The 22,268-nt window shown below is 33.6% G+C and carries 18 protein-coding genes and 1 pseudogene; 9 read left to right on the plus strand and 10 right to left on the minus strand.

Annotated features, from left to right (window positions below; genetic code table 11):
- Positions 1–97 precede the first annotated feature (97 nt).
- From CSB87_RS13275 to CSB87_RS13285, 3 genes are all read right to left on the minus strand, one after another.
- Complete coding sequence (locus CSB87_RS13275; protein WP_002050433.1) at positions 98–232, minus strand: hypothetical protein; 135 nt, start codon at positions 230–232, stop codon at positions 98–100.
- Positions 233–784: 552 nt separating this feature from the next.
- Positions 785–1,435 (minus strand): hypothetical protein, encoded by a 651-nt coding sequence (locus tag CSB87_RS13280; protein ID WP_039248851.1) that lies wholly within the window; start codon positions 1,433–1,435, stop codon positions 785–787.
- A complete protein-coding gene (locus tag CSB87_RS13285; protein ID WP_039248849.1) occupies positions 1,432–1,893 on the minus strand; it encodes a hypothetical protein in 462 nt (153 codons plus the stop codon). Before CSB87_RS13285 ends, CSB87_RS13280 begins: the two co-directional genes overlap by 4 nt.
- 212 nt (positions 1,894–2,105) lie before the next feature.
- Between CSB87_RS13285 and CSB87_RS13290 the strand changes: the two genes are divergently transcribed.
- From CSB87_RS13290 to CSB87_RS13315, 6 genes are all read left to right on the plus strand, one after another.
- The gene (locus CSB87_RS13290) at positions 2,106–3,128 is read left to right on the plus strand and encodes a CBASS cGAMP-activated phospholipase (protein WP_228155268.1); all 1,023 of its coding nucleotides are present in this window, start codon (positions 2,106–2,108) and stop codon (positions 3,126–3,128) included.
- Positions 3,121–4,305 (plus strand): CBASS cGAMP synthase, encoded by a 1,185-nt coding sequence (locus tag CSB87_RS13295; protein ID WP_039248846.1) that lies wholly within the window; start codon positions 3,121–3,123, stop codon positions 4,303–4,305. The genes CSB87_RS13290 and CSB87_RS13295 overlap by 8 nt, the downstream gene beginning before the upstream one ends.
- A gap of 2 nt (positions 4,306–4,307) precedes the next feature.
- The gene (locus CSB87_RS13300) at positions 4,308–4,802 is read left to right on the plus strand and encodes a Mov34/MPN/PAD-1 family protein (RefSeq protein ID WP_050049515.1); all 495 of its coding nucleotides are present in this window, start codon (positions 4,308–4,310) and stop codon (positions 4,800–4,802) included.
- Positions 4,799–6,532: a ThiF family adenylyltransferase gene (locus CSB87_RS13305; protein WP_050049514.1), complete on the plus strand. Its 1,734-nt coding sequence runs from the start codon at positions 4,799–4,801 to the stop codon at positions 6,530–6,532. Before CSB87_RS13300 ends, CSB87_RS13305 begins: the two co-directional genes overlap by 4 nt.
- 388 nt (positions 6,533–6,920) lie before the next feature.
- Positions 6,921–9,134: a hypothetical protein gene (locus tag CSB87_RS13310; protein WP_044709353.1), complete on the plus strand. Its 2,214-nt coding sequence runs from the start codon at positions 6,921–6,923 to the stop codon at positions 9,132–9,134.
- 536 nt (positions 9,135–9,670) lie between these two features.
- Positions 9,671–9,985, plus strand: a complete 315-nt coding sequence (locus CSB87_RS13315) for a type II toxin-antitoxin system Phd/YefM family antitoxin (RefSeq protein ID WP_039248843.1) — start codon at positions 9,671–9,673, stop codon at positions 9,983–9,985.
- A gap of 84 nt (positions 9,986–10,069) precedes the next feature.
- Here CSB87_RS13315 and CSB87_RS13320 read toward each other — a convergent pair whose 3' ends face one another.
- From CSB87_RS13320 to CSB87_RS13340, 5 genes are all read right to left on the minus strand, one after another.
- A complete protein-coding gene (locus tag CSB87_RS13320) occupies positions 10,070–10,486 on the minus strand; it encodes a hypothetical protein (RefSeq protein ID WP_039248841.1) in 417 nt (138 codons plus the stop codon).
- Positions 10,487–10,489: 3 nt separating this feature from the next.
- Positions 10,490–12,568, minus strand: a complete 2,079-nt coding sequence (locus tag CSB87_RS13325) for a hypothetical protein (RefSeq protein WP_039248838.1) — start codon at positions 12,566–12,568, stop codon at positions 10,490–10,492.
- Positions 12,565–13,971, minus strand: a complete 1,407-nt coding sequence (locus CSB87_RS13330; protein ID WP_039248835.1) for a site-specific integrase — start codon at positions 13,969–13,971, stop codon at positions 12,565–12,567. The genes CSB87_RS13325 and CSB87_RS13330 overlap by 4 nt, the downstream gene beginning before the upstream one ends.
- A gap of 2 nt (positions 13,972–13,973) precedes the next feature.
- Positions 13,974–15,212 carry a tyrosine-type recombinase/integrase gene (locus tag CSB87_RS13335; RefSeq protein ID WP_039248834.1) on the minus strand — a complete coding sequence of 413 codons (1,239 nt, stop codon included), beginning with the start codon at positions 15,210–15,212 and terminating at the stop codon, positions 13,974–13,976.
- 134 nt (positions 15,213–15,346) lie between these two features.
- Positions 15,347–18,181 carry a ribonucleoside-diphosphate reductase subunit alpha gene (locus CSB87_RS13340; RefSeq protein ID WP_004888625.1) on the minus strand — a complete coding sequence of 945 codons (2,835 nt, stop codon included), beginning with the start codon at positions 18,179–18,181 and terminating at the stop codon, positions 15,347–15,349.
- A 329-nt stretch (positions 18,182–18,510) separates the two neighbouring features.
- Between CSB87_RS13340 and CSB87_RS13345 the strand changes: the two genes are divergently transcribed.
- The 3 genes from CSB87_RS13345 to bfmS are packed head-to-tail and all read left to right on the plus strand — an operon-like array spanning position 18,511 to position 21,112.
- Positions 18,511–18,717 carry a hypothetical protein gene (locus tag CSB87_RS13345; protein WP_023188471.1) on the plus strand — a complete coding sequence of 69 codons (207 nt, stop codon included), beginning with the start codon at positions 18,511–18,513 and terminating at the stop codon, positions 18,715–18,717.
- Positions 18,714–19,430 carry a response regulator transcription factor BfmR gene (bfmR, locus tag CSB87_RS13350; protein WP_000076440.1) on the plus strand — a complete coding sequence of 239 codons (717 nt, stop codon included), beginning with the start codon at positions 18,714–18,716 and terminating at the stop codon, positions 19,428–19,430. The genes CSB87_RS13345 and bfmR overlap by 4 nt, the downstream gene beginning before the upstream one ends.
- A 32-nt stretch (positions 19,431–19,462) precedes the next feature.
- The gene (gene bfmS / locus CSB87_RS13355; RefSeq protein WP_004710386.1) at positions 19,463–21,112 is read left to right on the plus strand and encodes a sensor histidine kinase BfmS; all 1,650 of its coding nucleotides are present in this window, start codon (positions 19,463–19,465) and stop codon (positions 21,110–21,112) included.
- Between the two features lie 21 nt (positions 21,113–21,133).
- Here the strand turns inward: bfmS and CSB87_RS13360 are convergent, their stop codons facing one another.
- Complete coding sequence (locus tag CSB87_RS13360) at positions 21,134–21,487, minus strand: hypothetical protein (protein WP_002050462.1); 354 nt, start codon at positions 21,485–21,487, stop codon at positions 21,134–21,136.
- A gap of 92 nt (positions 21,488–21,579) precedes the next feature.
- Positions 21,580–22,218, minus strand: a pseudogene (locus CSB87_RS13365) (GGDEF domain-containing protein); the annotation flags it as partial.
- Between the last annotated feature and the right edge of the window lie 50 nt (positions 22,219–22,268).

Raw genomic sequence — 22,268 nt, forward strand, 5'->3', positions numbered from 1 at the left:
TCTAAACGAAGATGTCACTACTATACGCTTATAATGTGTAAACAAAATTAAGTTTTATCGATGTATGACCAAATTTTGGGCCTTTGGTCCATCATCCCTACAACTTATTTTGCTTACGCTGTTGTTTACGGATTTTAAAAAAGGCGTAAACCATAGGCGTATAAAAGAAAATAAAGGCAAAGATTAAGATTCCAACACCAAGCATATAGTTATGGCTGAGATGAGAAAACATAATCTTTACCTCGTTTAAAGTTGCTCTTTTTGTTTAAAGAGCAACTTTATTGAATATTATTGGCATTCTATTGATGTTTAAAATGTATACATCGAAAAAAATTCTTTATTTACAAATAGATAATTGCTTATCTTGAACAAAAATAGTGAAAAAATGTATACATTCTTTCAAGCCAATAATTTTAATATCATTTGACAATTAAGAAGCCTTTTTAGAAAAAACCTTAATACTTGCCTTGATATCCCATAATGACACCACTGCAATTATTATATAGAACACATTATATGGTGTATAGACTCTTTAAGAAATCTATATCTTGTGGTTAATGAATAGTCAGATTGCTAATGAACTCTTATAAGACATTGCATTTAAAGGAGCTATAAGCTTCTCCGTATATTATGTAGTCAAAGGAAAAGAAGATTTTTAATTTTTACCAAAGTATACAAATCAAAAAAACAATAAAAAACTTAAAAAAAATGGAATAAACGATTAAGAGATAAATCTACTAAGATGAATCAAAAGAGATTGATCTCTTACGTTAGCTATTAAAGTTTATTTTTTGTTTGTTTGTAATTTTGTGGCCATCTGATATGAATCAACATTAGCACAATTTCGATCAACTAAATTTAACTCTATCTCACCGCATGTATTTGCATTAGTCCAATAAATACCTTCTAATGTTTGGCTATCGTTAGTCAATCTTAAATTTCCACTACCAAAAGTGACTTTATTTTCACTGTTTTTAGTTCGATAGAATCTATAAATATAAATGAAGTCAGAGGTTTCACTATCTTTATTGAATGATAAAGCAGTAATCACTGATTCAGATGATTGAGATGAGGTGAAAGACTTTATAGTGGTTATTAGAAATGTCTGTTTTATATAAAAATAAATCTCAATAGGAGGGAGCTTTTGCCCATCAATCTCAAAGTTACTTATTAGTTTTCCTTTCCAAAGCCCATGTATAATTGGTTTTCCAATGATATGAGTTAATAATCTATGTTTAATTGTAACTTTTCTAAGAAGTAGGCCTAAAATAAAGAGAGAGGCAGTAATAGATGGGGTCAGTGATTGAACAATACCTAGATTTCCACCAAATAGATAGTTGATAAGTTGTATTAATCCCAAAATAAGACCTGTAAGTATAATAAACAAATAAATTATTTTAGTTAGCTCGTTAAATTTTAATACTAAAAAACTCATGCGTTTACCTTTTGATATATAGTTGAGCTGTCTTTAAAGATCTTAATCGTTTTATTTGCACTAATTAGTCCAACACAAAACACACCTTCAATATTTGATGTTAAAAATGCTGTCATTTCACGAGCACCACAAGGAATAACTTGATTAATACTCATGTTTTTAACAGATTCTAAGGAAGGAGAAACAAATTGGGAAATATGAGTTATATGTAGAGTATTAATGTTAACGAAATGAAAACCATCGTGGTATATAGAGGAGTTTTTCGAGACTTTTAGAAGAGTTGTGCTTAAGTTTTGAGGAATTAAATCAAAGGGCAAATTTGTGCCATGTAAGCCAATGTAAGGAAGATGACTTAAGTCCTTATAATAAATTATCCCTAAACCAGAGAAATCGTTACCAGCATTTTGACTTATTTCTATAAGGGAATTTTGTATGAAGTGTTCAAGAGAATTTATCACTAGTGTTACCTAGATTAATTTATTAAATACATATAGTTATTTTATTGTAGTTTTATATAGAAAGATATCACAAGTTTTGGTTGTGAGTGGGTAAAATATGATTAGTATTAATTTGTAGAGAAAAATGGATAAATTACATTTTTTTATGGTGTATCTTGATTTTTTTTGTTCATCCCCCAATTAATTTAATAATTCATAACAAGTAAGAAGATATGGAAAAATTTCAAATTTTGGCATTGTCGGGTGGTGGCTATCGTGGATTATTCACGACTACCGTATTGAAAGAGTTAGAACAAGAGGCGAAAGAAAATGGCCACACTTCCATAGCTGATTGCTTTGATCTAATTACAGGAACTTCCGTGGGGGGGATCGTTGCTTTAGCAATAGCATATGGTATAAGCGCAGATGACATTGTTGAACTGTTCAAATCTCATGGTGACAAAATATTTAAGTCCAAACCCTTCTATAAAATTACAGGATCTAAGTATTCTAACCAGTCATTGAAAACTATATTAGAAGAATGGTTTGGTGAATCAATTTTAGGAGATTTAAAATGTCCAGTAGTAATTCCAACTATTGATTTTACACGGGGTAGTCCTGTTACATTAAAAACACCGCATAATGTAAATTTAAAGCGTGATTGGAAATTAAAGATAGTTGATGTGGCGTTGGCTACTTCAGCAGCGCCAACTTACTTTCCAAGACATGCGATAGGTCCTAATGAGTTTGTGGATGGTGGGCTTTTTGCTAATGATCCAAGCTTAGTAGGCTTACATGAAGCGGATTATATGTTTAAAAAAAACATCCAAGATGTACACATTCTTTCAATCGGAACATTATCATCAAAAAAACAGCTTAATCCGAGCACTAAAAAAGATGGTGGATATTTGGATTGGGGGGAAGGATCTATTCTTAAAGCGGCTCCAAACATTATTGATTTAGTTTTGAGTAGTCAACAGCAATTTATGGAACAGATGGTGAAACATAGGATGGAGCCATTTCCAAACCAATTTTACAAGATAGATGAGCAAATCGTGCAGTCATCAGCCCAATTTATTGGATTAGATGAAACAACTGATGAAGCTAGACAGGTACTAGAAGGTAATGGTATTCAATCTGCAAAAGTCGCATTAGGTAAAGAGTTTATTCGTAATTATTTTAATCAACCAAAAAGAAATAGAACATGGTTCTATGGTCCGCAAAAAAATGTACAGGGGGGAGAGGTTAATGGGTAGTAATTTGCATAGAACTTTTAGAGCCAAATTAGATGGTTTTATTAATGAAATTAAGCCTACTAGTGAGCAACGTGATTATTTAAATGAGTGTCGTCAAAAAGTAAGAGCTGTTTTGAAGCATGGAATGGCGAACTTTATTGCAGAAAATGGTGGTGATCCAAATACTATCAAGCCAAAATTTCGTCTACAAGGCTCTTGGGCTTATGGTACATGTAATCAGCCAGCATACCCTTCACAGGAAATGGATGTTGACTATGGAGTATATTTGCCTAATTCTTTATTAGCTCAAGGGCGTTCAGATATAGTAGCTAAGTCATACTTTGTAGTAGTAGAAGCTTTATTAGAGCCATTGGCTAGCAGAGAAGGCTGGACTTTATGCAAAACAAAAAATACTTGCTGTCGTCTAATACTAGCTGGCAATGCTCATATGGATGTGCCTCTTTATATTGTTCCAGACTTAATGTTTGAAAGTTTAGTTGAACGAAACAATATGATTCTGGATGAGGCAAAAGCAACAATTGCCAAAGATGAATATATATTTAAAGGTTATCATTATTCAACAGAGAGCTTTGAGAGTGAAGCCAAAATCATACAACTCGATTATATTACTAAAATCCTCATGGCTTTACGTGATGGTAATTGGAAAGAAAGTGACTGTGAATTGATTCGTAAATGGTATGCAGATCATTTGGCTGAACAAGAAGATAATGGAAGACAATTGAGATATATTGCTCGATATCTTAAGGCTTGGAGAGATCAAGAATATGAAGAAGGTGGAGGGCCAAGTTCGATATTACTCATGATAATTGCAAACCAAAATTATCAATATTTTGAAGATCGGGATGATCTTGCTTTATTACACGTTGTAAAAAAACTTCCTGAAATACTACTAGGTCCTGTCAAAGAAGATTCTATTCCTGAGCATACAGATGAAGATTTTAATAGAATTCCTGTAGATGAAAGAAGCGAGGCGCATGATTTAGCTTCAGAACTACTTGATGTAGTTACGGCAGCAATTGAGGTTGAATCAGCAAAAACTTCAATTAATTTTCTACGAAGTAAATTTGGAAAAAGAATCCCTGATAATGAAAGCTATGTGATTATTGAGAATACTAATCAAGAGTTACCATTGCAGACTGTATCCCCAGCGACAATTCAACCTACAAGGGGTGGGTAAATTTGGGATTATATCTTTATTCTCATGAATTAGGATTTGAGGTGTTCTTAACAGACAGAGCACTTCATTTAATTCATCTGCATAGACAATTTCACGGTACTCAGAAGACTGAGGCATGTGGAATCATTATTGGTGAGATACGTAGTAAATCATTACGAGTAATTGATATTAGTCCTCCAGCAGATGATGATGAAAGATCCATATATAGTTTTTTTAGAAAGTCTCGAAAGCATCAAAAGTATTTAAATAGAATGCATGAAATATCAGAAGGAGTATTACAATATATTGGTGAATGGCATACTCACCCGGAACCTTATCCGCGTCCCTCTATCTGTGATTATAATGGATGGAGTCAGCTTCTAGGGAGTGAGGATTTTAATCAAACTCCTAAATTATTGTGGATTGGAAGCAATAAAAGCTATAGTGAGGATTGGTTTAATTTGCTTGTGAATAAAAAGTATTATACCCTGAAAATCAGAGAGGATAATAAGCTTTGATTCCCATTATTTATGCTAAATATCTTATTCAGTTAGGATATAGTTTGGTAGATCCATGTGATACGAATTTAAAGAAAAAATTTTATAATAATTTATGGGTAAAAAAAGTTGTTGTAGGTGGGGTGGATATAAGATTGGGAGTTTTTTTTAGGAATTGGGATTTTATATCTCCTCCTAATGTCTATTTGTTTTCTGATGATCTTCTAGAGATTAAAAAAATAAACAAATATTTTAAATTTCCACTACCTCACTTTTCTATCGAACATGATTTTAAATATTTAAATAAGAATGCTTATAATTTTTGTTATGCTTTGCATGATAAAGTGGAAATTAATCGAAAAAATTTTACACAAATCTTAGCTTTTTTAGAGGCTCAATTTCAACGTGTAATTCTAGATTTATTTAGTCCATCTGGATTTGTCTCGGAGTTAAGAAAAGAAATAGTTCCAATTTGGATGATACTATCTAATAAGTTCGAAAAAAAATTTAAAATGGAAAGTTTATTTGTAGAACTTGAGAGGTGTGAGGGTATTAAGAATATTTCTTTGACATATTATTCTGCGGATGCTGATGGAGCTCAAAAAACAATTAAATCTAATTTTATTATTTTAAGAATATCTAGCATTAATTTTCCATTAATGTCTAATTTTTTTAATGAAGACGGTGATATAACACTAGGGAAAATGCTTCTATTTATTTATAAATTTTCTCAGCGTTGTTTTATTTTGTTAAAGAAATACTTAAGTGAGTTTAGAGCTAATAAGAAGTTATTCATTTCTTTGTGTTTTGAAAATCATATGTTTTCTTTTTTTGTGGATTGGAAGAGGGTATATCAGAAGTCGTTAGATGTAAATATTGAAATATCTTCAGAATTTTTGAGAGAGCTTGTTTTCCCTGTATATGTGAAAAATTATTGTATGCAAGAATTAATTAATAGAAATATAAAAGATATTAAATCTCAAAACTTAAGTAATTTGAAAATTCTACAAATTGGAGCAGGTGCTATAGGAGGGTATGTTGCAGATGCATTGATTAAAATTGGTGCTAGCTTAGAAGAAGGTAATTTCAAAATTTGTGATAGTGATGATTTTAAAGTTGAAAATTTAGGAAGACATATATTAGGTAGGCAGTATGTTGGTTTGAATAAAGCCGATGCAATAGTTAAGTATATAAAAGAGCAATTTGGCGATAAAAATCTTAATATTCAATCTATAGGTCAAAGTGTAAATACAATTACTAATTTTAGTGAATATGATTTAGTTATAGATGCTACAGGTCAGATTGAAATTGCAGAGTATTTAAATGAAAAGATACTTCAAATACCTAAAGAATATAGACCAAATCTTTTACATCTATGGATATATGGCAATGGGGAATGTGTGCAAGCATTGATTAATTTGCCTTCGAAATACGAAAGTAAAGGCGGGTGTATTAGTTGTTTACATCAATCAGGAATGGACGATTACAAAGAGAAATTTGATCCACTGGGAAATAAGGATTTTTTAAAAATTATGGGTTTAGGACCTTGTGCAGCCTATACTCCTTATTCAGTTTCTGCTAGCTTAGCAGTCGCAGGCCTTGCAATCGATTTGCTTTTAGAATGGAGAAATTCTACTCAGTTAGTAAATAATTACTTTACTCGATATAGCGTTGCTTATTCAGGTACAAAAATTTTTGATATGGAATTAACAGCTCAAGAATCATGCCCACATTGTCTTACAAAATCATAGGGAAATATATTTCTTCTAATCTCAAATATATATTGTTCAATTAGTTGATCTTATAGAGGCTTATGAAAACAAATATTACCCAATCAAATGCAGAAGCTACGGTGCTACAAAAGCATTTCTAAATGCTGCTGATCGCTCGGTCTAAAGGAATTACAGATTACATCTGTGATTATCGTATAGCTATCAGTGGGATTTTAGAAAAATTTATAATAAGACTACTATGTAAGGGATAAGTTAAGAGTCGTTAGCACTTATTTTGAATGTCTCATACGTTAATATTAGTCAATAACAATATTTGTCCTCTCAAGACTAAAGAAATTATTTTAGAATGATGATTTTTTGATAGCAAAGGTTGTATATTATAAAAAAATACTTTGATTATATGTTTATGAAAAATCTTGATGTGAGTTTAGATAACTGCTTTGGAATTGCTAAGTTAAGCCATAAATTCTGTTTTGAAAGAAGTAAAGTAAATTTAATTTATGCTCCTAATGGGACGATGAAAACTTCGTTTGCCAAAACTTTTGATTTAATTTCTAAAAAAGATCCTAAAAATTTACCATTAGATAGAGTTTATAAAGCACGAGAAACAAAATTTAAAATATTAGTAGATGAAAGTGAAATTAATCCAGATAATATATTTGTTATTAATTCCGATGATGGGGATTTTGATGGCTCTGATAAGATTAGTGCATTTTTAGCTAGTAAAGAATTAAAAAAGACATATGATGATATATATAAGAATTTAAATACTGAAAAAAATAATTTTGTGAAAAAGCTAAAGGCTATATCGAAGAGTACAGACTGTGAAAAGGAAATTTTAAACACATTTACAGAAATATCGGAAGATTCATTTTTTGAAATTTTATTAAAATTGAAAGATACACTAAAAGATGATTTTAGAAAATTTGATTTTAAATATAATGATGTATTTGATTCAAAAGGGAAGGTATTGAATTTTTTAGAAAAAAACAAGGAAACTTTAAACCTGTATGTTTCTAGTTATAAAGATGTAATTTCTAAATCTAATTTTTTTAAAGAAAATAGTGGAAATATTTTTGGAACTTATCAGGCAAATGAAATATTAAAATCTATTTCTGATAATTCTTTTTTTAATGCAGGTCATACATTTGTTTTAGGTGATAGTACTATAGTTAATGATTCTGAAATTTTAAAAGATTTAGTTAGTAGTGAAATTGATAAAATATTAAAAGATAAGGATTTAAAAGATGCATTTGATAAGGTGGATAGAATAATAAGTAGTAATGTTGAGTTGAGAGCATTCCATCATGTGATTCAAAAAGATAATTTACTTTTACTAGATTTAGAAAATTATCAGGATTTTAAAAAAGAAGTATGGATTTCATTTCTATCACAAATAAAAATTGACACTGAATTGTTGGTTAATTTATATGAAGAAAAAAAATTGGAATTGGAAAAAATAATATCTGAAGCCAAAAAGGAATCAATATTATGGACGGAAATAATTAATACTTTTAATTCTAGATTTTTTGTTCCATTTAAAGTCTCTTTAATTAACAAGGAGGATGTTATTTTAAAAAAACAAACCGCAAATCTAGCATTTTTATATACTGATAGGGGAGATGATCCAGTTGAACAAGATAGAAGTACCTTATTAAGTGTATTAAGTAAAGGTGAGCAGAGAGCATATTTTATTCTTCAATTCTTATTTGAACTTGAGTCGAGAAAGGCTAATGCAGATGTAAACCTTTTAATTCTTGATGATATATCAGATTCTTTTGATTATAAGAATAAATTTGCAATTATTGAATATATTAAAGATATTAATCAGTTAGATAATTTTAGAACAATTATTCTAACTCATAATTTTGACTTTTACAGAACTTTAGCTTCACGTTTTAACTTACCTAAAAATGTAGTTTATATGGCTGTGAAAAATGAAGAAAAGGAAATTACTCTCAAATCGGGTAATGACTTAAGAGATGTATTTTCGTCTTTAATAAAAAATTTCGAAAAACCAATATATTTTATAAGCTTAATTGCATTTGTAAGAAATCTTGTACAGTATAGTGACCCTAAAGGTTGTGATGATTTTACTAACCTTACTAACTGTTTGCACTTAAAGAAAGAAAGCCTAACGTTAACTTCTAACGAAGTTTTTAATATTTTTTCTAATAAACTATTTTATTTAAAAGGGAAGACTATAGATTTTGGAGAAGAAAATATTGTTGATTTGATATTTAAATCTTCAGATTCGATAGCTAGTTCTGAAAACATAAATGAAATTTTTATCGAAAATAAAATAGTTTTAGCTATAGCTACAAGATTAAAAGCCGAATATTTTATAATATCAAAAATCAAAGAAAAGGGCATTACTTTAGAACTCGATGAAGTTTGGAATCAAACTAGGTATTTATGTGATCAATATAAGATTAATTATCCTGCATGTAGTGCTTTATATATATTAGATAAAGTGAACCTAATGACTCCTGAAAATATACATATTAATGCTTTTATGTATGAACCTTTAATTGATATGTCTGTTAAACATCTTATTGATTTATATATAGATGTATCAAAATTATGTAATCCTTTTGATATCAGAGGTTTATACATTTAAAAATAGTCATGAGAGCAAATTTTTTTGTTTTTAGATGAAAAGTTTATTATAAAATATTTACTAAAAATAAATACTTATATATACTTGATGCTAAGGAGCCTCTCCAAAATCTATCCTAATGTAAAAGCAAATTGTAGCTATACAAAGGGGTGTTAGTTCCCACAACTAACGTAATTAGATAAGGAGAAAGGCAATGTCTAAGAAATTAGTCGATGTCCGAGCATATCGTCGTTATCGCTTAGGTGCATGGGAAGATGTGTGCAAACACAAACGCTCATACCCTAAACGATAGATGAATGTTAGGGAGAGGTTCTGGTTTATATAACAATTATTTTTAGCTTTCCTTGGCAAGATTGCATATTCCTACATAAACTTATCACTGATTTTTATTCGTATCCTTCCCCAATTCCTGTTTCAAGTCGGCTATCAAGAATTAAATTAAATTAAATTGCTAATACTTAGTGTATGTTTGAAATACGGTTAAACTACATGGCAAATATAATATAATTTTTATCATACAGTATAAGTTCTTAGATATGAATGGATTAACTTTTATAAACGGTGCGATTGTTACTGCGACTGATGTTCGCAAATCTTGGAGCAAAATTGTTCAAGGTCTCAAAGATAGTCATAAACCTGTTTTTGTCTGCAAGAATAATACTCCCGAAGCTGTTATTCTCAGCTTTGAAGAATTTCAAAACATGCAGGAAATTGTTCAAGCTGCTCGGCGCGAACAACTAGGACAACAAATGGTTTGTGATCTTTTAGATATTGCTCAGCTAACTAGTCAACCGATCAAACACATGCTTTTGAACTCAAAAGATGTGTTTGAAGAAGCAAAAGGGCATTAAATATGGTTGTTGGTGATATTTATAGAATTTTTGTAAAATTTAGTTCAAATACCCTTGAAGGGAAAGAACACCATACAGCTAATTTTAGGAAGTATTTTTGATCGAATAAGTAGGGAGGGGCATGTTTAGTTCTTCTAGGGATATTCCTTTATTTGCAGCATTTGTAGACCAAACTACAAGTTTTTCAGTGAGTATGTTGTTATCATTTTCTAATCGTTCTATGGTTCTTTCAAGCTTTTCAATTTTTTCAAAAGCTGTTTGCAATCCAGAACTACCGAAATTATTTTTTTCGTTTCTTTCGGGGTTTTCGATCCATCTTCTTTTATCCCAAGTATTTTTGAATCTTGAGTGTCTCAATAGAGCAGCTTTCGTATACTTATGACCCAGATCTAATTCAAGTATGGCTAAAAAACGAGACCAAGTTAGTTTTCCAGTCCAACCATCAAGTAGCTTTAAAGCAATATCAATTCTCTCATTAGTTAAACGTGGTGCAGTAGTCATATATTATTTTAATCCTGAAAAATTTTTAAAATTTGAATTTTGCTCTGATTCTCTTACTGCGAAAGCTAAACCAACTTTAGTTTGATGATAGTCGGATGAGTCGGCTAGGGTAAACATTGTATTATTTGGAATACTGTCGTCTTCTAGAAATCCTTTGATTTTGTGCCAACGCTCTAATTTTGGTTCATTGACTTCAATCCATCTTCTTGCACCTGTATGCCCATCTTTTTCCGCCTCTTTTGCCTCAATTAGTGCTTTTTCGAGTATTTGTACTTGATAAGAAGCCTCTTTTTTATGTTTCTCATTACCTTTCATAACTGAAAACTCACCGCAATTTCCACAGTCTTTATCTTTAGGGCAAGGGGTGAGAGAATAGTCATGCCGACAGATACCATATTGAGTTAAATGAATTGAACCTAATTCTATTTGTAGAGCTTCGTGATAACTTATGGTATTTCTTTTAGCAATTGCTTGTGCTTTCTTTTCTAAATTTCCTGCTTCCTTAATCATCTCAACCTGATTTTCAAGATTTGTAAAAGCTTCAATAATCGCTTCTTGGGATAAGTGATTGTAAACATCATTCTGTTTAATGTTTTTTCTTCCAGACCAAAATGCAATGAGTTCCTGAGAGAGCGCTTTAGTTTGTGCCAAGGTATTAAGTAGGTGCCTAAATTGGTGAGTGGTAACATACATTGCTTTTCCACTGACCAATTTTTTATTATTTCTACTGAAAACAGTATTACCATCTGGATTACTCCCTAATTGCTTATTAATTTTGTTAATATCAATTGTTTCAGGTACATATAGAAGTGAGTCAGCATCTGGTTTAAGTATGTGTTTAGGAAAAACAAATAGCGATTCATCCCAATATTGCTGTGATCTGCCATCAAATATTGGGAATGTTTGAGGTAATTTTGAAATTATAAAGCGTTCTAATTCTTCAAAATTATAAAGACCTACTGAGGGACTTTTTTTCACCATTCTACTTTTTTCAGTAGTCCTTCCGAGTAGTTTAGAAAATCCATAGCCAAAAGCATCACATGCCTTAATTGAGTTCTCCTTTCCTAGAATTTGAGTAGCCTCCCATAAAGTAATTGGCTGATTTCTCAAATGTTCAAGCTGAGGAGGGAGATATAATTTATTTGGATTGTCTCTATACCATCGTGCAGCTTCACGCGCGGGTTTGCCAATTTCAATCAAATAGTTAACAGCATCAGTAGCTAATTCTTCATATTCTTTATTTACAGCAAATTTGGTTAATGGATCTCCACCTTTCAATGGTCTCCATTTTAGCCCCATGATTTCATGATTTCCTTGAGTGGCTTTTGCAATGCAATCTATAGGGAGAGATAAAATTTCTGAGGCTCTACTAGGTGCAAACATTGCTAAAGCAGAAAAGCAAGTGACTATCTTATCTGGGATATGGCTGCTTGAATGATGGATCTCAGCGAGAGCCAGAATTTCTTCCAAATGTGGTATTTTCGACTTACTACCTTCCACATGTTCTTTCTGTGTACGATCGCTCCTAGCTGGCGGGGTATAAGTAATAGTTGTGGAAAATTTATATATTATTGTATTTAGTTGTTTTTTTATGACTATATTATTGATGATTGACTCTAATTTTTTTGCAATACTCCATGGGTCTTTGTATTTAGATCTAAGATAGGATTCAGCTATATGCAAAGTCTCAACATCTATTTCAGTTATGCACACTGGTGATTTTTGTTCTAATAAAGCAAATTCCAAGGCTTGAATAGCGTAAATAATGCGTTTGTATTCGGATAGTCTATTTATTCGCATAATTTCGCAGAATACTGCTTTAGCGAAATCTATAAAGGAGTCTGATATAGCAATACTAATTTTACTTTTAGATATTGAATTATCATTTACAGAGCGGAAATAGATTTTTCTTGATTTACTATCACTAATTTTATTTTTTAGAAAATTTGTAATATCCCATATATTGTCATCCCAATTACAGTCTTGGAATATAAAATTAGTTTTATTGTTTAAAATGAAAATACTTAAATTTTCTTGAGCTTCTATTTTTTTAGATTGGCTGAAATCAATAATAGTTGTCATTCGTTATACCTTGATTCTATAAGACTAATAAGATCTTTAACTGCCCTGATAGCCTGTATATTGATTTCTTTAATCCTTAATGATTGTTCTTTAGCTTGATCTTCTAGTAAATATTCTAAAAGTTTATCCCAAGGCGCATCCATTAATGGTTCAAAATAGGGGCATGTTAAACATGCTATAGGAGCATTTTGATAGCATTTAGCTTGTGTCCCACATGAGCCAATAGTTTTTCCTGCTAATCGGAAAAAATCTGCTATTGCTGATTCTTGAAATTTTGCTTCATCTAAAGATGGGATTATTTTTCCTTTAAATGCTTTTGCAAAAAAGTTCATTTCCTCATCTAAAGCATCTTGTATTGGTTTCTGTAACTCAGGCATAGAGGCACGATAGTAACGTATACAACTTAGGGAGCGATGAGTTAGTAGTCTTGCTACTTCTTGATCTGAAGCGCCACTAGCTAATGCTCTTGTTGCTAGGGTGTATCTGAATCTATATGCATTTACTGGAATTTTCGCTTCTAATCTTGAGGAATAAGTAGATAAGTTTTCGAAGATTTGTTTAGTTTTGTGACTAATTTGGATAGGATTTAACTTAAAGAAATTTGTTTGTTCATCAACAGGAGGAGGATAACTCTCTATATATTTAATTATACAGTCAGCCAAAATAGTCGGTGCTTTCCTTAGAAAATAGCCTTGCTCGACAATTCCTTCTCCTTTAGCTAAAGGCATTTTAATCATTACTTCATTATCAATGATTTGTATGTCTTCATATTTTAAGCGTGATAATTGGACTGGTCGTGCTCCTGTTGCGATCAAAAACCAAGAGAGAGTATAGTCAAATAAGCTTAATGAAGCGTTACTGAAAGCAAAGTTCAAATTAGAATGTATACTATCTAGCTCTTGTAAAGTAAAAGTGCCTTTTTCGGGATCATTTGCTATTAATTTGAAATAAACTGGGTTTCTTTCTTCCCATTTCTCTGAATTTGCTAAAAAATCGGCTAAATCATTCGATACTAAGTTTTTAAAGTTTTTACTAAGTTTTCTTAATAATGGTGTTATAAATGGTTGATATCCAATACTTACATTATTTAAAGAATCTAAGCATTCAAGTCCTAATGTTGTAGCTAAATAAACATCAGATTCAAACCATTTTTTTAAAGCTCTTGTGGTTGTTGCTGCATATGATATTGAATGAGTAGAAAGCAAATCTATCACTGAATTCGATAATACTTTATGTAATATATTATTATTACTGAAAATATTGAAATTAAGAAGAAATGTCATACCATCATGGTTGTCGATTTTAAAATTTTTATAAAGTGGAACAGTTACATGTCTCCCATCGAGTAAAACAATTGTTCGTTCCGTAAGTGGAGTGATTTCTTTAATTATATTACTTTGCATATTTATGACTCTGGCCTAATAAGAATACTATTAGCTAATAATTCAGCAAGTTCATCGGCCTTTTCTCTGATAGATCGACGTGCATACCGATTGCTCATTTCAGATATTGAACTCCATCCCATTAATCTGTTACGGATTTGCTTTTCTATCTCTTTATCTGGTCTGCTATCGCTTGGCAAGCTATCTATCATTTCGCTAAAAATATCATTCCACGTTCTTCTCATTGTATGCGGGGTGAGACATGTAGTTATCTCTGCATGCTGTCTTAATGTTCTAAATGTTAGATTGATAGCATCATTTGATAAATGTTTACCTTTCTCTGTTGTAAATAGATAGCCATGCTTTCTATGTTTGAAAGGAATTTTATTTAAATACTTGGTAAGGAAAATATGAAAATATTCACAAGCCTTAGAGGAACATTTAACTTCACGTTGGACTGTTTTAGATACTCGAATATTAATGGTATGGGTACTGTAGTTAACGTCTTCAATTTTTAGAAATCTTAATTCACTTCTTCGCATTCCTGTACTTAACATGATTTCGTAAATTAACTGATTTCTATGTTTGAGAAATTCATTTCTGAATGGGTTATCTGGGTGCTTTGGGTTAATGATCTCAATAAGAGTGTTCCGCTCATCAATTGAAAGCCCTTCAGGTGCATCTTGATCACCTTTATTTGAGACTTTTGGTGCTAATGAGTAAAAGTAATTTAGACGTTGCTCTATGTCATTAAATTTATTTTTATTTAGACGATGTTTTGATCTTTGAAGTAGAAATTCAAAGTAGTTAAAAATTGTCTTTATCTGAAATGCACCTTCTTCCGCAGAAGTCGCACTTTTTGTTTCTTGGTTTGGTGACTGGATGTAGATGATGTTTTCAATTTTTTTTGAAATTTTTTGGGGATTTAAAGATTGTTGCTTATCCTTTTTAGCAGCTATCTGATCTTGATGGTTTCGTTTTAATCTAAGGAAAAAAGCCAAATCTTGTAATTGCTCTATGGTTAAGAAATCAAAAAATAAGATACTTTCTTCTAAGGCTATTTTATTTAGTGATGCCCATAAATGAGCAGTGCCAATACATCTTAATACTTTTTCAGTGGTGCTAGCTGCACGTCCTAAAGTTCTAAACTTTGTAATTGCATAAACATTTGGATAGAACAATGGAATTCTGTTCTCATCAATAAGTATCACTATTGGATGCTTATCACTGGCAATAAACTTTTTGATACTTCGTTTTATCATTCTTGTATACGTTTTTTAATTATCATTTTCCATACATTTATTAAATATAAAAAAATACCCCCTGTAAAGTATTTAAGTAAATATTTTACAAGGGGTTTGTTGTGAAGCCGTATACGATTATATAAGTATCAGCCCTATTGGCAAGCTTCGCAATCTGGGTTGTCGATTGAACAAGCCATAGGAACCGGAGCTGCTTGAGTAAAGCCGTCTTCTTCAACTGCTTCAGGCTTTTTCGCTTCTACTACTGGCGCTGCTGCAGGTGCTGCCGCTTCTACAGTTGCAGGTTTAACCGCGTTTAACGCACCTGTGTTAATTGTAGATTTTTCAGCAGAAGTTGCACCTAAAGCTCGGAGGTAATAAGTCGTCTTAAGACCACGTAACCATGCCATCTTATAAGTGATGTCAAGTTTCTTACCGTTTGCACCAGAGATGTAAAGGTTAAGAGACTGTGCTTGATCAATCCATTTTTGACGGCGTGATGCAGCATCAACAATCCAGCGTGGCTCAACTTCAAACGCAGTAGCAAAGATTGCTTTTAATTCTTCAGGAATACGAGCAATTTTTTGTACTGAACCTTCAAAGTGTTTAAGGTCGTTAACCATTACTGTGTCCCAAAGACCACGGTCTTTTAATGCACGAACAAGGTAAGGGTTAATAACAGTGAACTCACCAGACAAGTTAGATTTCACATATAAGTTTTGGAATGTTGGCTCAATAGACTGAGAAACACCACAAATGTTTGAAATGGTTGCAGTTGGAGCAATCGCCATTACGTTTGAGTTACGCATACCGTCTTTTTGAACTTTGGCACGTAAAGTGTCCCAGTCTAAACGTTGAGTACGGTCAACTTCGAACATACGTTCTGGACGAGATTTAGCAACAATTTCTAAAGAGTCGATTGGAAGGATACCTTGATCCCACAATGAACCTTTGAATGTTGAGTAAGCGCCACGTTCAACAGCCAAGTCACTTGAAGTTTGGATTGCATAGTAGCTAATCACTTCCATTGACTCGTCAGCAAAGTTCACAGCTTCATCAGAACCGTAAGCCATACCCATTTCGTAAAGCGCATCTTGGAAGCCCATGATACCCATACCAACAGGACGGTGTTTCAAGTTAGAGTTTTTCGCTTGTGGTACAGCGTAGTAGTTAATGTCGATAACGTTATCGAGCATACGAACTGCTGTTTTAACCGTACGCGCTAACTTTTCACGGTCTAATACGCCGCCTTTAACGTGTTGAACAAGGTTGATCGAACCTAAGTTACATACTGCAATTTCGTCTTGGTTTGTGTTTAACGTAATTTCAGTACATAGGTTAGATGAGTGAACTACGCCAACATGTTGTTGTGGTGAACGTAAGTTACATACATCTTTAAACGTGATCCAAGGATGCCCAGTTTCGAACAACATAGAAAGCATTTTGCGCCATAAGTCTTTCGCACGTACTTTCTTGTGCAACATGTTCTGTTCTTTCGCAACAGACTCATAGTATGCATAGCGTTCAGCAAACTCAGCACCAGTTAAATCGTGGAGGTCTGGAGTTTCAGATGGAGTAAATAGTGTCCATTCGCCATCTTCAAACACACGTTGCATAAATAGGTCAGGAACCCAGTTTGCAGTGTTCATGTCATGAGTACGACGACGGTCATCACCTGTGTTTTTACGAAGTTCTAAGAATTCTTCGATGTCTAAGTGCCAAGTTTCTAAGTACGCACATACCGCACCTTTACGCTTACCACCTTGGTTTACCGCAACAGCAGTATCGTTGGCAACTTTAAGGAATGGAACAACACCCTGAGATTTACCGTTTGTACCTTTAATATAAGAGTTCAAGGCACGTACAGGTGTCCAGTCATTACCTAAACCACCCGCCCATTTAGAGAGCATCGCGTTGTCACGCATTGCACCATAAATGTCATAAAGGTCGTCACCAATCGTTGTTAAGTAACAACTTGAAAGCTGTGGACGTAATGTACCTGAGTTAAACAGGGTAGGCGTAGAAGCCATATAGTCAAAGCTAGACAACAAGTTATAGAACTCGATTGCACGCTCTTCTTTATCTTGCTCATTCAGTGCAAGACCCATTGACACACGCATGAAGAATAATTGTGGTAATTCGAAGCGAACGCCATTTGAATGGATGAAGTAACGGTCAAATAGAGTCTGTAAACCTAAATAGGTAAACTGGTTAGAACGTTCTGGCTGAATTGCTGCTGCTAGTTTTTCTAAATCGAACTTAAGCAAGTCTGGTGAAAGCAAATCAAGCTCTACACCTTTTTTCAAGAATGCTTCAAGTGCATTATTTTCAGCTGTATCTGCCGGTAAACCTAAGAATGCTAAACCAGTGCTGACCAACTCATCACGAAGCAAACGCGCAGTTACGTATGTATAGTTAGGTTCTTGTTCGATACGTGTACGTGTTGCCATCATCATGGTTGTTGCAATATCGCTTTCTTTTACGCCGTTATATAAGTTTTTAACGGTTTCATCGATAATTGCTTCAACCTCAATACCTTCTAAGCCTTCAGCAGCTCTATTTACAGTTGCTTTCAGTGCACTTAAATCAAGTGGTTGAAGCTGACCGTTTGCATCAGTAACTTGCAAGGTAGGGTGGTGGTTTGAATTTGTTTGCTGACGAGCGCTAGCACGTTGTTCGCGGTAAATTACATAAGCGCGGGCAACTTTTTGTTCCCCAGTACGCATTAAAGCAAGTTCTACTTGATCTTGAATTTCTTCAATATGGATCGTACCGCCCGATGGTAAACGGCGTTTAAAAGTATTTAATACCATTTCCGTCAACTGGGTAATACGGTCATGAATACGGCTTGAATCCGAACTCTGTTGACCTTCCACAGCAAGAAAAGCTTTACCAATCGCAACAGAAATTTTCTCTGCATCAAATGCAGCAACATCTCCAGTACGCTTAATCACCTGAATTTGACCAGGAGTCGAAGTAATTACGCTCATGCCAGCATAGCTCCATTGTCACTTTTGTTATGTTCATAGACCGTTTGAACCGAGCAAAAAACATGCCACGATATTTGAGGGATAAACACAAGACTTAGTAGTTAAAGTTTATTTTCAACACAAGATACGGGATTTTTTAAGCTAGATCAATCTTGACTTTTTAGTAATTTTTTATCTGTATGATTTGTCGGGAGATAGCATACCAAAGCTATGAAAAAACACTTATAGATAACTTTGTGGATAACTCAAAAAACAAACACTTGAGTGAATTTAAATTCATCTAAGAAATAATTTGTTTAATATTCATACATAGGAAATATGAATAGATTATGACATGTAAGAATAATAAACAGATATCAAAAATACTTGAAAATTCAAAGGTTAATAAAATGCAACAAAACATGGTTGTCATGTATCAGTTTGGTGAACGCCTACTTGTTTACAATGTAAACGTGTGTATATTGCAAATGATAAACGAATGTATCTGCAAGATTTTTAAGATGCATGTAATGAGATTTATAGGGGCAATGATATGAGCCAAGAAGAAAAGTTACCAAAGATTCTGATCGTTGAAGACGACGAGCGTTTAGCGCGATTAACTCAAGAATATTTAATCCGCAACGGTTTGGAAGTTGGTGTAGAAACTGACGGTAACCGTGCAATTCGTCGTATTATTAGTGAACAACCAGATCTTGTGGTCTTGGATGTCATGTTGCCGGGTGCAGATGGTTTAACCGTTTGTCGTGAAGTTCGTCCACACTACCATCAACCAATTTTGATGTTGACTGCACGTACTGAAGACATGGACCAAGTACTTGGTCTAGAAATGGGTGCAGACGATTATGTCGCTAAACCAGTTCAACCACGTGTATTATTAGCGCGTATTCGTGCACTATTACGTCGCACAGATAAAACTGTTGAAGATGAAGTTGCTCAACGTATCGAGTTTGACGATCTAGTCATCGACAATGGCGGCCGCTCTGTAACGTTAAACGGTGAACTTGTTGACTTTACAAGTGCTGAATATGACTTGTTATGGTTGCTTGCATCAAACGCTGGTCGTATTTTATCGCGTGAAGATATCTTCGAACGTTTACGTGGTATCGAATACGATGGTCAAGACCGTTCAATTGACGTACGTATTTCACGTATTCGTCCAAAAATTGGCGATGATCCTGAAAATCCAAAACGTATTAAAACTGTACGTAGTAAAGGTTACTTGTTTGTTAAAGAAACCAATGGATTGTAAAATCTGATTAAACTTCCTATAAGGTTGGTCGAGTGTTTAAACACAGTATATTCCTGCGAATATATGCGGGGCTGGTAATTCTTGTTGTTTTGGTGGCTGTTTTTGGGTATTTACTGGTACAAATTATCAACTACCAACGCGCACAAGAATACCGAGAATCTTTAACTGATGGTATTTCTTATGTCATTAGTGAAGGGGTCGCTCGACAACCTGGGAAGCAGCAAAAGATAGATTGGATTTCTGATGCATCTGATTTGCTCGAACTTCCAATTTACTATACTGATGCAAGTAAGGTTGAATTGTCTCGAACCGAGAAAAAGCGGATTGAAGCACAAAAATCTGTTGTTCGTTACGATGCCAGTAATAGCATTGCGTATGTCATTATTGGTTTGCGTGACGACCCACAACATTACTTATCTATAAAAGTCGACAAAATTAGTGAACGCCAAATGAAGGCTCTTCCTATTTTTGTACTCGACTACTTAATGTTTTATCCGGGGCAGGAACAAGAGTACCTTGCCAAGATTCAAAAACACTTTTCATATCCAATCAATATTCAAAACATTCAAGATGTAAATCTGGACTCTGAACAGATTGGGCGTTTACGCCAAGACCAAAGTGTCATGTTGTATAAAGATAGTGCAACAGTACGTGGTACGACCATTTCGATTGTCTCTCCAATCCCGAATCATCCTGCACAAGTGTTAGTGTTGGGTCCTGTTCCAATGTTTAACTGGATGCCTTTACAGCTTTCTGCGGGTATTACCTTATTTAGCTTATTCTTATTAAGTTTGGGTGTTTACGGTTTGATTTTGCCGTTAGAGCGCAAAATTCGCCAAGTGCGTTATGCATTAAACCGTATGAAATCGGGTGATTTGTCATTGCGTGTTCCAATTGAGGGAAGTGACGAAATGGCAAACTTGGCTTCAAGTTATAACAATATGTCTGATCATATTCAGCGTTTAATTGAAGCTCAACGTGAGTTAATGAGAGCGGTATCTCATGAGCTGAGAACACCTGTTGCACGTATTCGCTTTGGTACAGAAATGTTAGCCGAAGAAGATGACTACAATCACCGTATGCATCAGGTCGACATGATTGATAAAGATATTGAAGCACTCAATACCTTAATTGATGAAATCATGACTTATGCAAAACTAGAGCAGGGTACACCTTCGCTAGATTTTGCAGAAATTGTACTCTTTGAAGTGTTGGATCAGGTTGCAGTTGAAACCGAAGCGTTAAAAACACAGAAAGAAATTGAACTCATTCCACCGCCTTTATATGTGAAAGTAGATGCAGAGCGTCGTTACCTTCACCGTGTTGTACAAAACCTAGTAGGTAATGCTGTTCGTTATTGTGATAACAAAGTGCGTATTACTGGTGGTATTCACAGCGATGGCATGGCTTTTGTCTGTGTTGAAGATGATGGTCCCGGTATTCCTGAACAAGATCGTAAACGTGTATTTGAAGCCTTTGCACGTTTAGATGATAGCCGTACACGTGCATCTGGTGGGTATGGTTTAGGACTTTCGATTGTAAGCCGTATTGCTTATTGGTTTGGTGGTGAAATTAAAGTAGATGAAAGCCCAAGCTTGGGAGGCGCACGTTTTATCATGACGTGGCCAGCACATCGCTTTAAACAGCCGCCATTAAAGGCAAATAAAAAAGCACCTGCATAAGGTGCTTTTTTATTGGTTTATTTATAATTGAGTGGCATCAGGTTCTAAAATTGGTTTCCCGCTTCTTAAACTGTTTAGCGCATCTGTATTAAAGTCAATTAACAGCGAATTGTTTTTAGCATCGATTTGATATTTTTGAATAAGAGGCTGGTCTCCATTCAAAGTTTCAACTCTATATGAATCCGCAATATGTAAAATGCCTTCTAAATTTGTTGTGGTTGACGCGAAATCTTGTCTAAAAATTTCATAGACATCTCGCAAGTCAAAAATGGCATTATCTGCATCTGGGTGTTTTTGAATATAGCTTTCTATATGTCGCACGAGTAATTGTGCAAACAAGTAATAGTCTGGTTTATGCGTATATTCTAGATTCATACATTTTTCTCCTTATTATCTGTTATTAGCATACATGGCAAAACAGAAGTTATTGTATAAAATTCATTACACTAGATGATGACTTTAAAATATTACAAAGAAATAAAAACTCGGTTACGTCCTTGGCGCTTTGCTTGATAGAGTGCGTCATCTGCTTCTTTAAACAAGCTTTCAATAGATCGGTGGTAGTTTGGAGAATATAAGCTAATACCAATACTGACCTGTACAAAAATAGGTAATTTGCCATAAACATATATTGGTTGCTGACTAATTTTAATGCGTATTCTTTCTGCAAGTTCAAAAGCAGCTTCTTTAGTCGTGTCAGGAATAAAAATTGCGAATTCCTCACCTCCAAAACGACCCAGTAAATCATGAGGGTGCAGAATATTTTGTATAGTGGTTACACAGGTTTGTAAGGCTCTATCACCAATCAAGTGACCATAACTGTCATTCACCTTTTTAAAATGGTCGACATCCAACATAAAAAATGCAGAGGTTTTATGTCCTTTTTGTACTTTTTCTTGGAGTAAACGAACCGATTGTAAAAACTGACGTCGAGTTAAACTCGATGTGAGTTCATCATGGGCAATAGCATGTTGTAATTTTTGAATTAATTCAGAATGAAGTGCACTAATACTGGAAACAGTAAGTGGTGCAATGGTCATCATGATTAGCCCTATACGGATAGAAATAGTATTGCTTAAATAATCTTGTGGATACAGTAATAAATAAAGAGGTGGTCCCACATGTTTGAACAACTAAAAGCTTATTTATAAGTGAT

Origin of the sequence: Acinetobacter sp. AR_0276, from assembly GCF_003000705.1 — a bacterium.
Lineage (GTDB): Bacteria > Pseudomonadota > Gammaproteobacteria > Pseudomonadales > Moraxellaceae > Acinetobacter > Acinetobacter nosocomialis.